We start from the raw sequence: 15,129 nt of genomic DNA, 5'->3' as shown, positions 1-15,129 counted from the left end.
AAACGAAGGAATGAGGGATGTTCATGCGTGCTATATCAATCGTATTTCTGGCTGTCGCATTGGCTGGCTGTCATGGGAAGTCGTCAACCGAGGCGCAGCTGCCGCCCACCTCTACGTTAAAAGCTATTGATCAGAACGAAAAGCCGAGTTTGCTGGAACAGTACCGTTTTGGCATGTTTACCATTGGCGGTTGGGTCAATCAGAAATTGGGCCAGCGCTTTCAGGCCATTCAGCCGCAGCATGATCAGGCCGCCGTGGTGTATTTATATCGTCCGGATTCACGCTGGAACCGTCAGGAAATTGTAGCCTCCAGCCTATTTATCAATAGCGAACGCATTCCAAGCCTGCTGCATAATCATTATTACTGGATTGAATTGCCAGCCGGGGATTATCGTTTATCTACCAGCCGTCCTTTAGGTGTGCAGCATTTTCAAAAACCGAAGTATCTGGATTTTTCCGTTGAAGCAGGCAAGTCCTATTTTATTAAATATGATGAAGAAAATAGCAGTACCCGCCGCACGATTTCTGGTCCCTTAATCATGATGCCGGAAACAGTAGGCCTCAATGAAATTGCTTTTACTCAATTGAAATCGCACAGTTATAATTTTGTGGCTGAAGACCAGAGCACCGGTAAAATTCGCTCTAAGGCACAAAAAATCAAACATGCCGATTATGACCCGGCCAGCGATGTGCAGTTGACTAAGCCATTTAAATTGTGGGACCCACGCACCTGGTAAAAATGCTTGAATCGAGAAATAAAAAAAAGCACCCAGATTTGGGTGCTTTTTTAATCGCTTCAACAGCATTCATTAGCCAGCAGCGGCATCAACCACTGGAATCTTGCCAATTTTAGCTTGCCAGATTTTTGGTGCAGTCGCGTGTACAGAAGTACCGTTTACGTCAACTGCGACAGATACAGGCATGTCTTTTACTACAAACTTGTAGATCGCTTCCATACCCAAGTCTTCAAAAGCAACTACTTCAGCTTCGCGGATTGCTTTAGATACCAGGTACGCAGCACCACCGACAGCCATCAGGTAAGTTGCTTTGTTGTCTTTAATCGCCTCAATGGCAGCAGGACCACGGTCTGCTTTACCAATCATGCCATAAAGACCAGTCGCTTCTAACACCTGACGAGTGAACTTGTCCATACGAGTCGCTGTTGTCGGACCTGCAGGGCCAACCACTTCATCACCCACTGGATCAACAGGACCTACGTAGTAGATGAACTTGCCTTTTAAATCAACCGGTAATTCTTCACCGTTGTTGAGCATGTCAACCATACGTTTGTGTGCAGCATCACGGCCGGTATAGATGGTACCGTTTAGCAGCAGTGTATCGCCTGGTTGCCAAGAGTTCATTTCTTCTTGGGTGATGTTGTCGAGGTCAACACGTTTAGACGAAGATGAGTCCCAAGTAACTTCAGGATAATCTTCAAGACGTGGTGCCTGAATATGGGCAACGCCTGAACCATCTAAAGTGAAGTGTGCGTGACGTGTTGCAGCACAGTTCGGAATCATACCGACTGGTTTGCCCGCAGCGTGGCAAGGGTAATCTTTAATCTTGATGTCAAGTACAGTGGTTAAACCGCCCAGACCTTGTGCACCAATACCGAGTGCGTTTACTTTTTCGAAGATTTCAATACGAAGTTCTTCAAGTTTATTTTGTGGACCACGACGAAGCAGTTCGTCCATGTTGATCTCTTCCATGAGTGCTTCTTTGGCCAGCATCATGGCTTTTTCGGCAGTACCACCGATTCCGATACCGAGCATACCTGGTGGACACCAGCCTGCACCCATGGTTGGAACAGTTTTCAGTACCCAGTCTACGATAGAGTCAGATGGGTTAAGCATTGCCAGTTTAGATTTGTTTTCTGAACCGCCACCTTTGGCTGCAACAGTAATGTCGACTTTGTTACCTGGAACCAGTTTGTGGTAGATCACCGCAGGGGTGTTGTCTTTGGTGTTCTTACGACCAAATGCAGGGTCAGCAAGTACAGATGCACGAAGGACGTTTGAGTTTTCTAGGTAACCTTGACGCACACCTTCATTAATCGCGTCGTCTAAGCTCATTGTTAAATCAAATTTAACATCCATGCCCACTTCAACGAATACGTTGACGATACCGGTATCTTGACAGATTGGGCGGTGACCCTCTGCACACATACGAGAGTTAATTAAGATTTGTGCAATCGCATCTTTTGCAGCTTTGTTTTCTTCACGGTCATACGCACGGCTCATCGCTTGGATGAAATCTTGTGGGTGATAGTAAGAAATGAACTGAAGCGCATCTTTAACCGATGTGATCAAGTCATCTTGCTTGATAATAGTTGTCATATCAAAATTCTCTTGAGCGGGCTGATAGCTAGCGGGCTAAATTATAAGACAAAATGACGGCATTGTGGGCGTTTTAGAAGTGGATTGGCCGAAAGTTTATAGTGGTGCTTTTACACGGGATTTTGGGTGATTTTTACTGTATTTGGCGGGTGGTTTTGTCATATTTGAGCTGAAATTAATGTCATATTACAGCTTAAGTTTAGATGAAACTTTATTAAGTTGTTGAATTTTAATTATTTAATAAAATTTAAATATTTCAGCTTTGTCATATAACTGTCATAAAACTTTCGGATAATTGTCACATCCAAAAACGAGACCTTAAAGATGACAACAGGTATTTTGATGGTTGCGGGCTTTTGTGTATATATCGCTGCAACTTGGATGTATGGCCAAAAAGAAGATCAAGCTTAAGCTTTATCTTCTTTTTTCATTTTAGGCTGATAAAAATAATATTTTTCTCAATTCTCAATTCTCAATTCTCAATTCTCAATTCTCAAAATTTGTTTATAGCTTTGCTTTATCCTCCTTTAAAGAAGGCAAGTTCTAAAGCTCGATATGCTGAAATCTGATAACCCACTTTGTCTTGCATTAAACGATAAAAACTTTCAAAAACTGCCTCATTTTTTAATTCGTCCAGAAGCGTTAGATATTCCAGATAAGTTTCAGGACGTTTAAATGCGAAGTTATGGGGTTCGTTGCCGCTTAAGAATCTAAATACACGGCTATCCCAAATCGCATAGTGTTCAGGATGAATAAAGTGCAACAATTTAGATACACCGACAAGAGAGTTATTGAATGCACTTTTGAGTGTTTGAAGTTCTGGTACTGTTAATTGATGACCTTGTTTTGCTTTGTTAAATATTTTGATCAGATCATCTGCTGCAGTTAAATCAATTTTTTTCAAAATAGTCGGCATCCACGAATAGGTAAAGCTGATGCCGATAACAATGTCATCCAAGGTAAGTACATCTGTTTTTTTGAAATAATTTAAAAAATGGGAATACGCAATGAGATAATTTTTTTGCTCTTTGTCAAATTGATTGGCGATTTCAAAGATCTGTTTAAAAACTTCGTTGTTATTTTTTTATGTTAAAGGCATGTGATTACCACCTCACCTATACAGAAAATGAGATGTATTTGATACGTCTGGTCTAAATTAAAAAACCACCCTATCTTTCGACAGGGTGGGTGAAGCGGAGCTTGTTAAAAACAGTTGTTTAAGCAGACTGCTGTTCAGCCTGAATTGCAGTTAGAGCAATGGTAAACACAATATCATCGACCAATGCACCGCGTGACAGGTCATTTACCGGCTTGTTCAAACCTTGCAACATTGGGCCAACACTCACCACATTGGCAGAGCGTTGTACTGCTTTATAAGTGGTATTACCCGTGTTCAGATCAGGGAAAATAAACACATTGGCACGACCAGCCACCTGAGAGTTTGGTGCTTTAGAACGACCAACGCTTTCAACCGATGCAGCATCGTATTGCAGCGGGCCATCAATCAGCAGGTCTGGACGGCGCTGTCTGGCAATTTCAGTCGCTTGCGCTACTTTTTCTACATCGGCACCGGCACCTGAAGTTCCGGTTGAGTAAGAGATCATGGCAATACGCGGGTCAATACCAAAGGCTTTGGCCGAGTCAGCAGATTGAATGGCAATTTCAGCCAGTTGTTCTGCATCCGGGTCCGGGTTAATCGCACAGTCACCATACACATAAACTTCATCTGGCAGCAGCATAAAGAACACTGAAGATACCAGTGAATATTCAGGTGCAGTTTTAATCAGCTGGAAGGCCGGACGTACGGTATTGGCCGTGGTATGTACTGCACCTGAAACTAAGCCATCAACCTGATCCAGTGCCAGCATCATGGTACCTAAAACCACCGTATCCTGAAGCTGTTCGCGTGCCTGTAATTCGTTAAGTTTGCCTTTACGCAGCTCAACCATTTTCTCGACATAGTTTTCGCGAATCAGATCCGGATCAATAATTTCCAAGTCATGCGGCAATTCAATACCACGGGCTTTGGCCACTTCAACTACGGCTTCAGGTTTGGCCAGCAAGATACAGTGCGCAATACCACGCGATTGGCAGATGGCCGCAGCCTGAACTGTACGTGGCTCATCACCTTCAGGTAAAACAATGCGTTTTTTCGCTGCAATTGATTTTTGTACAAGCTCATGACGGAAGGCAGAAGGCGATAAACGTGGGCTATGCGCACCGCTAATCAGCGAGTTTAACCATTCCGGATCAATATGGCTGGACACAAAACGGGTTACCTGTTCAGCGCGTTCAATATCATCGACCGGAATTTCATTACCGAAAGTCGAGAGTTGTTGCGCCGTTTCAAAGGTGGTTAAAGGGGTATGTAATACTGGTAAACCTTGCTTGATGGCAGTTTGACAGAAATTTAAGGCCTGTTCATTCGGTTGATGCTGCTCGGTTAAGACTAAGCCTGCTAAAGGAATGCCATTGCTGTTTGCCAGACTGCTGGCCAGTAGTACATCGGTACGGTCAGCTGCGGTAATAATCAGTTCACCGGCCACAAACTTGTGCAGTTCATGCTCGATATTCGAAGTAATCAGGCTGCTATGTAACACACGGCGTGTATTGGCTTCGCCTTCATGAATCCACTGGGCAGAAATATGCGCCGCCAGATCAGACAGGCGCGGCACGCTCAGGGTATTACTAAATGGTACCAAACCAATCACTGGCAGTTTTTCTGTGCCAATGTAGCTATAAGTTTGCTGAATGCTGGCCACAAACTTGCTGGTGTCTGACAGTAAACGCAGGTTTGGATCAATCGTCACAGGAATTTGCGCAGAATCTTCTGGCAAACCTTTGGTACGCATAAACAGCACACCGCGTAAACGGTTCGATTCTGCACCACCGAAGTTACGAATCTGGTGTTCAATTCGTTCAGCAGAGCGAAGCGGATTGTTGATGTCGGCACCGCTGACAATCACTACCTGTGCATCTAGGGCTTGAGCCAGCAGGGCATTCAGGTCATCTGCGAAGCTGTCACGGAAATTCGGTAACAGGCCTTCGACAATAATCAGGTCATGCTGTTTGGCCACTTGGCGGTGTAAGCGAACCGCTTCTTCCAGCAATTCATCTTGCTGGTCATGGCTTAGTTGATGCACCACCTGTGCATAAGGAATGGGTTGAACCGTTTTGGTTTTAGAGACATGCTCAAACAGCGCTGTCGTCCGTTCGTTTTCAGGCTGTAATTCTTGAGAGAAAGGTTTGACGAAACCGGGTTTAATGCCCTGGCATTCCAAAGCATACACCAGACCTAAACATGCAGATGTTAGACCAACACCTTCTCCAGTTGGGACAAGTAGAATTGTTTTCATAAGGTATTATTCAAATCAGCCAAAAGTAAACAGGGTAAAACTGCGATTGCTTAAGCAATCGCAGTTTCTAATTCAGACTTTTTTGCCGGAGTTGCTCCCAACTCAGACTCCACCACCGCGCTGGTTTCTTTGGCGATACGGCCTTCTTCATCGGTTGGAACCACCCAGATTTGTGGACCAGTACCGTTATCGATACGGCCTTCGGTGCCACGTTTCAGGCTGTCATTCTTCTCTTTGCTAAAGTTAAAGCCGAAGTGTGGTAAGTAAGACAGAGTTTTTTCACGGATATAAGCCGAGTTTTCACCAATACCACCTGTGAAGAACAGGCCATCTAGACGCGGTAAGCCACAGCTTAATGCTGCTAAAGATTTCGCTAAACGGTAGCAGAATACTTCAATCGCCAGAGCTGCATCTTCATTGCCTTGTTCAGAAGCTTCAATCAGGGTACGCATATCGTTAGAGAGGCCAGATAAACCGAGTAGACCGCTTTGGCTGTTCAGCATCTTGTCAATTTTGTAGATATCCCAACCCAGGTTGCTGGCCAGGAAAGTGTGTAAAGATGGATCAACATCACCACTACGGGTACCCATCACCAGGCCTTCAAGTGGGGTAAGGCCCATAGAGGTATCTACACTTTCACCGTTCCAGATGGCACAGGTCGAGCTACCATTGCCCAGGTGCGCTGTTAACCAGCCGCCTTGTTTCAGGCTGCCGGCCAGTTCTGAACCACGTTCAGAAACATAGGCATGGCTGGTGCCGTGGAAGCCGTAACGACGTACGTTATGATCGGTGTACAGGAATTTTGGCACAGCATAACGATAAGCATGTGCTGGCATGGTCTGGTGGAATGCCGTATCAAATACAGCAACCTGAGGTAATTCAGGGAATAAACGCATGGTCGCTTCAATGCCTACCAGGTGCGCCGGGTTATGTAACGGTGCCAGTGGGGTTGCTTCACGAATGCGTTGAATAATTTCTGGGGTTAAGCGCTCGGCTTTGGTCAAGCTGCCGCCATGTACCACACGGTGGCCAATCGCTTGAGGATTGTATTGTGACAAGCGCGATAAAATGGTTTCTAAGGCTTTTTCATGATCTGCGTGCGGAATAGAAAGTTCGAGCGGTTCACCTCCGACAGTGATCCCTTTAATACGTGCCTCGGCAGATCCTAAATTTTCAGCCAAACCAAAAATACGGTCTTCGCGACGTTCAGAAACAAGCGCGTATTTAATTGAAGAAGATCCGCAGTTAATTACTAATACAGTTGTAGACACGTTGTTTTACCCGAATTCTAATTGAAATATTTGTATCCCGTATTGATCTGCACCTGTTCCAACACGGTGCAATCTTGATCAATAACTAATTTTTATCATGGGATGGGTATCGCTTCTAGATAGACTTTAGGAGATTAGACTTAAGCACTATCGACCCTTTCGGGAATAATAACTAAAATTTATCGGTTGATAGATTTCATTTATTAATAAAATAGTAGTCATGTCCAGTCGCGTTGTTCTTCTCTTTACCATAACACGCCTTGAATCAAAGCATCTGACAGAACTGTTTGAAAATATTTCTTATTCCTTCATATTCAAGGTTTCTGATACTTCATTTCCGACCAGCGCACAATCACATAGGCAAATAGCGCCACCATAAAAAATACCAGCATCATCCAGGCCAAGCCTTGCAGGGTTTCAATTAAGGTGCGGTAAATTTCCAGAAACCAGCGTTCCTGCGTCAGTTCAATAATAATTTTCTGGTCGTTTCCGCTATAGGTGAGTGGGGTAATGTATTTTTCCATGTCATAAATCCGGATTCCGGAGGAAGTCCCGACCACCATACCGGCAAATTTGGTATATCTGGCCCAAGCTTCATGAATCGGATCATGAATAATACGCGCCAGAATACGGTTAATGGAACTGGAAAAAATACGCATCACCACAAACGACACCAGCAGTGCCAGAACAAATGTGGTCACAATTAAATAATAGAACATTGTCCACCTCTTATTCTCATTCTTAAGACAGTGTACGGTGGAATAGACAGGGAAAACAGCAGAAAAATGTTCAGCCTCAGCAAAGGCTGAACATTCATATCTTTAGAAAAGTGAGTTATTGGCGAATCTGGCCATCTCCAAACACCACCCATTTTTGCGAGGTCAGACCTTCAAGACCGACCGGACCGCGGGTGTGGATTTTATCGGTAGAAATACCAATTTCCGCCCCTAAACCATATTCAAAGCCATCGGCAAAGCGGGTAGAGGCGTTAATCATCACTGAACTGGAATCAACACGGGCCATGAACTGACGTGCCAGACTGAAGTTTTCAGTAATAATGGCATCGGTATGATGCGAGCCATATTTATTGATATGGGTAATCGCTTCATCCAGACCCGACACCACTTTAATGGCCAGAACCGGACCAAGATATTCAGTATACCAGTCGTCTTCGGTAGCCGTTTTAACGCTATCGCCTAAAATGCGCTGGGTTTCGGCGCAGCCACGGAGCTCGACCTGTTTTTCTGCATACAGCTCGGCAATGCGCGGTAAAAACTCATCTGCAATGGCTTCATCCACCAACAGAGTTTCCATGGCATTACAGACGCCATAACGATGGGTTTTGGCATTCAGGGCAATCGGCAGGGCTTTTTGCAAGTCGGCCTGTGCTTCGACAAAGACATGACAGTTACCATCCAGATGTTTAATTACCGGAATACGGGCTTCATTGGTGATGCGCTCGATTAAGCCTTTACCGCCACGTGGCACAATCACATCGACATATTCCGACATGGTAATTAACTGGCCTACAGCAGCACGATCTGGGGTATTGATGACCTGTACCGCCGTTTCTGGCAAGCCTGCAGTTTTCAGACCGTGCTGAATGGCTTCGGCAATGGCTTTATTCGATTCCAGCGCTTCTGAACCACCACGTAAAATAATGGCATTGCCTGATTTTAGCGCCAGCGAAGCTGCTTCTAAGGTCACGTTCGGACGGGATTCATAAATCATGCCGACCACGCCTAAAGGCACACGCATTTTGCCAATCTGGATGCCCGACGGACGATAGGCCATATCGGTAATTTCACCAATTGGGTCAAGCAGGCCAATCACATCTTTCAGGCCCTGTAACATGCCTTTAAAGCGCGGGGGAGTCAGTTCTAAGCGATCAAGCAGGGCGCTATCCAGATTGTTGTTGCGACCTTTGGTCATATCAACCTGGTTGGCAGCTAAAATTGCTGTTTCACTGTTTTCAAGTGCAGTGTAAATAGCAGATAAAGCATGGTTTTTTGTTTGGGTAGAAGCACTTGCCAGAACTGCGGAAGCTTGGCGCGCTTGTTGTCCTACCGTTTGCATATATTGTTCAATAGACTCGTGCATAGCGGTTTGATCACTTAGAAATTTCTCCTCGATATTAACAGTCTAGGTCGGGACAATGAAGCAGTTTGATGGAATTTTCCGCAGGAAAGCTGGAAAAGCGCTAAACATTTTGAAATTGTTTCCTGTTTAAAAGCAGACAAGTGGTTGCAGAAGAGGTTGCGTGTCAAAACGACACCTGTATAGAATGAAACACGATGGACATTGAAGTCATACAAATAACAATGAAAGAGCAGGATGCGATTTTTGCTCAATTTTAGAAATCATCTCTTGCACAATAAAAATAAGCGCGAGAATGGAGGAAAGGAATATGAATTCCATTATCCAAATGGACTCGGAAGTCGGGCAGTCAAGTGCTCACTTTGGTTTTTTTGATCTTTACGATAAGCACAGTTTCAAACAGCCAGCGCGTACAACCTGGATTGACGGTTGGAAGGTTGAATACATGGCGATTGCTCGCCCAGACACCTTGCACATGACGCCGATGGTGATTATCGGGGGCGCTTTTCAGAATTTTAACTCCTATAAATACTGTGTTGAACAACTGTTTGATGCCGGCCCGATTATTCTGATTGATTTACCTTCCATGGGCGCCAACCAGCAAATCAGCAATGTCGATACTGGCATATCTGCCGGTACGCTGGAGCTGGAAGATCTGGCAGCCATGCTCGGTCGCTGGCTGGATATTGTTGGCTTGAGTCAGGTCGCGGTATTGGGCATGTCCCTCGGTTCGGTGGTGGCCTCTTGCCTGGCGCATCAGCGTCCGGAACTGATAGACCGCATGATTCTGATGGGTGTCATGCAAAAGACCCGGAAAAGCTGGCGTATGCTGCTGGAAGAATCGCTGCATTTAATGAAAGAGCAGCGCATGGATGAGTTTGGTCAGGCGGTAATTTTATATCTGGTCAATCATGCCAAGCTGGAAGCGACCCGCATGTCGCCAACCGCCAAGCGGCTGTTCTTCCGGCAGATGGCCGAATTCACCGCCACCGAACAGGAACGCTATGATATCAATTGTAATCGTCTGCTGCGCCTGAGTCACGTTCCTATTCCGCAGTGCAAGGTGCTGGTGGCCTGTGGTCAGTATGACAGTTTTACCTTGCCACATGAAAATGCCAATTTTGCCTTGCAATGTCCGGACATGGAATTTGCCATGATTGCCAATGCCGACCATGTGCCGCAGTTGCAGCGCCGTAAAGAAACCATGCGCCTGTTTGCCACCTTCTTAAGAGATGAACCAATTCAGTCGTTAGAAGGTATTATCCCCATGACCCGTGCCCAGCTCTTGACCATGGAGCGCCGTGGAGAAGAACGCATTGCTGTACAACAGCCATTTAGTCAGTTAACGCACCGTCATTCCGATTTAAGTTTTGCCACGGAAATTGTCGATCTGAACTTTTTTGGCGTATTGCTACGTTTTGAAGATGGAGAGGCAGAACGGGCCGCGCAGTATGAGCGTGATTTGGCCCTGACATTAGAAGATGAAGAGGGTAGTTTCCAGATTGAGTGCCTGATTTTTGAAGTGCAGGATCAGCAGATTCGCGCTTTATTAAAACATGGCAGCTTTGATATTGCCGAGCGTTTGCTGCGTTATATCCAGCGTCAAAAAGGTTGTCTGGCAGCAATTGCCTAAATTGAGGTGTCTAAAAATAAAACAGCGCAAAGGCGCTGTTTTTTTATGGGCTGATGAGGCTCAGAACTCTCTTTTAGGCACTGGGCTGTTTATGGCAGGCGTGCAGCACCCAGACAATATCACCCAAATGTTCTTCAGGGGCGGGCAGGTCCGGAGTGTGGAAATAGTGCTGCGGCTGCAGAATATCGACCCGCTCAAAACCGCTGGCTTTAACAAAGTCACGGACTTCACCCGGACTTTGAAAATGAAAACTAAAGGCACTGCGAGACATGACTTTCAGTAATTTACTGCTGGTCCACATAAAGCTGGCCAGTTTGTTTTTCACCGGTTCAGGATAAATATCACTCAAGTAATGCAGTTCCTGAAAATGTTGTCCATATTGATAAATCCCATGCAGCAGTTTGCTGAGCATCGGCTTGTCGAAATAATTGATTAAGCCTTCACTAATAATTACCAGCGGTTGCTGCGGGTCAAAATGCTGAAAAATCTGGGCAAATTCTTCACTGAAAATATCGGCACTCAAGACTTCCGGTGCCTGCTGGTCCAGTTGTTGCAAGGCGGCGGTTTTCACCTTGGCCATATCCGGTAAATCCAGCTCGCGGTAATTCAGTTCCGGATATTTCTGGCGGAAATTCCAGCTCCGTGGGGACAGGCCGCAGGCAATTTCCAGCACCTGGGTACGAGGATTGCGGGCAATCAGCTCGGTCAGTTGCTGGTCAATAATGGTGTGGCGTTCTTTCAGGGTGGTGCGCATACTGCCACCGACATATTTTTCGGCCCAGCTTTCCAGCGGATGGACCAATTTGGCCAGAAACTTGCCTTTTGAAGTAGCAAATACCGGATGCGAGATGCCCATTTGAAACCAGATATAGCCGGTATAGTGGGCAGTAAAGGATATATGGCGATGTTCGGAAAGCGGTTGGTTCATGCAAGGTCCTCTATTCTTTTTATTTATTCGGGGTGGATTTATGTATTTGCATCATAAAGAAAAAGGAACAGCTTGTCCTGTTCCTTTGTCGGTATTACTGGCCGCTGTCTTTAAAGCGGACAATACGGTCGCGTACTGCTTGCCATTCCGGGCCGAGCTCGAGTACATCACCAATTTGAATTTCTGGAATCTGGCCACGCATACGGGCTAAACGGGCCTGATTTGGTAACGGTAAATCCTGAATGCCGTCCAGTGCCAGACAGGCGGCGGCACGGTCATTACAGACCAGTCCCATATCACAACCGGCGTTTAAGGCCGCTTGAATGCGGGCATCGGCACCACCTGCCACACAGGCGGCCTGCATGCTTAAATCATCCGAGAACAGCACGCCATCAAAATTCAGCTGTTGACGTAGCACGGTCTGAATCCAGTACGGAGAGAAACCGGCCGGGTTCGGATCGACCTGATCATAAATTACATGCGCAGGCATTAGGGCATCCAGTTGGGCTTGCAGCTGGATAAAGCTTTGCAGGTCTTTTTGCTGAATCTCTGCATAAGAACGTGAATCAATCGCAGCGGCCACATGCGAATCGGCCTTGACCGAGCCATGACCGGGGAAATGCTTGCCGGTGGTGGCCATACCAGCGCGCTGCATGCCACTTAAGAAGGCGCGTGCCAGTACGATAATATCGTCCATATTGCGGGCAAAACTGCGGTCGCCAATGACATCGCTGATGTCATTTAAATCCAGCACCGGGGCAAAACTGAAATCAATACCGACCGCTAATACTTCGGTGGCCATCAGCCAGCCGCACTGTTCAGCCAGCTCGACCGCCAGTTCCGGCTGCTGCTGATACAGCTCGCCAAAACGGCCCATGGCCGGCAGTAGGGTGAAACCCTGTTTTAAACGCTGCACCCGGCCGCCTTCCTGATCGACTGCAATTAAAATATCCGGACGTACCTGACGCATATGATCGGTCAGGGCGCGTACCTGCCGCGGTGATTCAATATTTCGACCAAATAAAATGACGCCACCGACTTGCGGAGCTTGTAAGAGTTGAATATCTTCTTGAGTAAGTGCTGTGCCAGCGATGTCGAGCATCAATGCGCCAATCATATCGGTTCCGGATTCAAATTTTTATCGAAAAACAATACCTGAATTCTGCAATGATTTGCTACATTTTGTCAGCACAGAATATGATAAAACTACACGACATAAACAGATTAAGTTGTTTAAGATTTTGAATCTGCTTGATTCGTCGCTAAGCAACCTTGTACTACTGGTCGAAAACCAAGGAAATACACATTATTTATGAAACTTCAAACGATAGCTTGTGCAGTTGCCGTGGCAACTGGGGGATTCTTCTTTAGTCACGCAATCAACGAAGCCATTGCTGCCAATAATACTGCTGCTGTTTCCAATACCATTGTTCCAACCCGGGAACAGGCCTTGGTGTCACGCCAGTTAGCGACCTTGGTTGACCGTCAGCATTACCTGAACCAGCGTTTAGACAGCAACACCTCCAATCGCATTTTTGATTTTTACATCGATAGTCTGGACCCGGAGCACACCTTGTTCCTGGCCGATGAAGTCGAACAGTACAAGAAAAAATATGGCGCCAATTTTGGAGCCGCCTTAAAAGCCGGTGATTTATCGGGCCCGTATCAGATTCATGCGCATTATCGTGAACGCATGCAGGCCTTTTATCAGTTTATGCTGGCCGAGCTGAAAAAACCGCAGAATTTAAAACAGCCGAATGTCACCATTGAGCTGGATCGTGAAAAAGCGCCATTCTTTAAGACCCAGGCCGAGCAGCGTGCCCACTGGCAAAAAATGCTGGTGTCCCAGCTGATTAACCTGACCATCAGCAAAGAAGAAGAGCAGGCCAAACAAAAAGCCCTCAAGGAAAATCCAGAACTGGCCAATGGGCAAGATTTATCCGGCCCGGAAGATATGACGCCGGTGGAAACCCTGACCAAGCGTTATACTCGTCAGCTGGAACGCATGAGCCGTCTGAAAAGCGACGATGTGCTGGACAAAACCTTAAATGCGATGATGCTGACCTATGATCCGCACAGCAACTATTTCCCGCCTGTTGATGCAATGGAGCTGAACCGTCAGACCACCTTGCAGCTGGAAGGGATTGGGGTGTCGATTCGTCCGGATCGCAGCAATGAAGATTACACCAAGATTGAAACCATTGTTGAAGGCGGACCGGCGAGTAAATCTGGTCAGGTCAAATCTGGCGACCGGATTATTGGTGTCGGTCAGGATGGCGAGAAAATTGTGGATGTGATTGGCTGGCCAAGCAATGAAGTGGTCGGTCTGATTCGCGGTAAACGTGGCACCAAAGTGACCTTGCGTTTACTCGGTCCGGGTGCCTCGATGAGTCAGGCACGTACCGTGACGTTGGTACGTGACATTATTCAGGAAGAAGATGCCGGGGTGCGTAACCGAACCGTGCAAATTCAACGTGATGGCAAAACCTATACCTATGGCGTGATTGAAATTCCATCATTTTATCTGAACTATCGGGCGCGCCGTGCCGGGGTGGAATACCGTTCGGTATCGGAAGACACCAACAATGCCTTGAAAACGCTGGCTGCCAAAAATGTCGACGGGATTATTGTCGATTTACGCAATAACCCGGGCGGCTCACTTGAAGAGGTGGCACGTATGCTGGGTCAGGTGATTAAATCGGGTCCGGTAGTACAAATCCGTGATGGCAATGGCAACGTGAGCGTGTTTGAAGACAATGATGGCGGTGAACAGACCTATGCTGGCCCGCTAGCAGTCCTGATTAACCTGGCCTCGGCTTCTGCCAGCGAGATTTATTCAGCCGCGATTCAGGATTATGAGCGCGGTATTGTGATTGGTAGCACAACCACCGGTAAAGGGACAGCACAGGTACAATTGGACACTCTGGCCTATGGTCAGGCCACGCTTACCCAGCGTAAGTTCTACCGGATTACCGGCGGCAGTACCCAGAACAAAGGGGTGATTCCGGACATTAAACTGGTAGATATCTACAATGAAGAATTTGGTGAGCGTAAGGCCAAGAATGCGCTGAAGTGGGACACCATTGCCACCGCACCATTTAAACGTGAGGGTGTGGTGCAGTCTTATGTGCCGCAACTGGCCAAATCTTCGCAGACCCGGGTCAGTATTGATCCGCAGTTCAAGTATCTGACTGAGCGTAAAAATATTGCCAAACAGGCCGAAGAGCGCAAAACGGCGGTACTGGATTTAGATCAGCGCCGTGCCGAGCTGATTGAGCTGGAGCGTAAAACCTTAGCCGCTGAAAACGTACGTCGTCAGGCGACCGGTTTGGCGCCGTATCCAAACTGGGAAAGCTATCAGGCCTCACTGGAAGCGCAAGCCGAGTCACGGGCCAAAATGAAAGCCAACCAGCGTCCACCACTGCCGGAAGAAGAAGTCTTTGTGAGCGAAGCGGCCAATGTGTTACTGGATTATAGTCAGTTACAATCAGGCACAGCCAAATAAGAC

11 protein-coding genes are annotated in these 15,129 nt (G+C 46.7%); 3 read left to right on the top strand and 8 right to left on the bottom strand.

Features of this window, described 5'->3' with window-relative positions:
- Positions 1-23 precede the first annotated feature (23 nt).
- A complete protein-coding gene (locus ACVLR6_RS12185; RefSeq protein WP_160240957.1) occupies positions 24-737 on the top strand; it encodes a DUF2846 domain-containing protein in 714 nt (237 codons plus the stop codon).
- A gap of 72 nt (positions 738-809) precedes the next feature.
- On the opposite strand, the gene ACVLR6_RS12180 is transcribed toward ACVLR6_RS12185, so the two are convergent.
- From ACVLR6_RS12180 to ACVLR6_RS12155, 6 genes are all read right to left on the bottom strand, one after another.
- Positions 810-2,336 carry a fumarate hydratase gene (locus ACVLR6_RS12180; RefSeq protein ID WP_005180157.1) on the bottom strand — a complete coding sequence of 509 codons (1,527 nt, stop codon included), beginning with the start codon at positions 2,334-2,336 and terminating at the stop codon, positions 810-812.
- A 517-nt stretch (positions 2,337-2,853) separates the two neighbouring features.
- A complete protein-coding gene (locus tag ACVLR6_RS12175) occupies positions 2,854-3,294 on the bottom strand; it encodes a hypothetical protein (protein WP_228719220.1) in 441 nt (146 codons plus the stop codon).
- A gap of 259 nt (positions 3,295-3,553) precedes the next feature.
- On the bottom strand, positions 3,554-5,692 hold the full coding sequence (gene pta, locus ACVLR6_RS12170; protein WP_168395473.1) for a phosphate acetyltransferase: 2,139 nt from the start codon (positions 5,690-5,692) through the stop codon (positions 3,554-3,556).
- A gap of 50 nt (positions 5,693-5,742) precedes the next feature.
- Entirely contained in the window at positions 5,743-6,963 is a 1,221-nt protein-coding gene (locus tag ACVLR6_RS12165) for an acetate/propionate family kinase (RefSeq protein ID WP_005180151.1), read from the bottom strand.
- A gap of 314 nt (positions 6,964-7,277) precedes the next feature.
- The gene (locus tag ACVLR6_RS12160; protein WP_455995329.1) at positions 7,278-7,682 is read right to left on the bottom strand and encodes a hypothetical protein; all 405 of its coding nucleotides are present in this window, start codon (positions 7,680-7,682) and stop codon (positions 7,278-7,280) included.
- Between the two features lie 115 nt (positions 7,683-7,797).
- Entirely contained in the window at positions 7,798-9,063 is a 1,266-nt protein-coding gene (locus ACVLR6_RS12155; RefSeq protein ID WP_127800095.1) for a glutamate-5-semialdehyde dehydrogenase, read from the bottom strand.
- A gap of 307 nt (positions 9,064-9,370) precedes the next feature.
- On the opposite strand from ACVLR6_RS12155, the gene ACVLR6_RS12150 reads away from it, so the two are divergent.
- On the top strand, positions 9,371-10,693 hold the full coding sequence (locus tag ACVLR6_RS12150) for an alpha/beta fold hydrolase (RefSeq protein WP_455995327.1): 1,323 nt from the start codon (positions 9,371-9,373) through the stop codon (positions 10,691-10,693).
- A gap of 73 nt (positions 10,694-10,766) precedes the next feature.
- Here the strand turns inward: ACVLR6_RS12150 and ACVLR6_RS12145 are convergent, their stop codons facing one another.
- Positions 10,767-11,621, bottom strand: coding sequence for a class I SAM-dependent methyltransferase (locus ACVLR6_RS12145; protein WP_455995325.1), 855 nt, complete (start codon positions 11,619-11,621; stop codon positions 10,767-10,769).
- Positions 11,622-11,715: 94 nt separating this feature from the next.
- Positions 11,716-12,738: a beta-N-acetylhexosaminidase gene (nagZ, locus tag ACVLR6_RS12140; RefSeq protein ID WP_455995323.1), complete on the bottom strand. Its 1,023-nt coding sequence runs from the start codon at positions 12,736-12,738 to the stop codon at positions 11,716-11,718.
- Between the two features lie 195 nt (positions 12,739-12,933).
- On the opposite strand from nagZ, the gene ACVLR6_RS12135 reads away from it, so the two are divergent.
- Complete coding sequence (locus ACVLR6_RS12135; RefSeq protein WP_016658575.1) at positions 12,934-15,126, top strand: carboxy terminal-processing peptidase; 2,193 nt, start codon at positions 12,934-12,936, stop codon at positions 15,124-15,126.
- Positions 15,127-15,129 lie beyond the last annotated feature (3 nt).

It is taken from the genome of Acinetobacter sp. T63 (genome assembly GCF_053852345.1).
The sequence above is the reverse complement of the archived record's forward strand: the minus strand, read 5'-3'. Positions and strand labels throughout refer to the sequence as shown.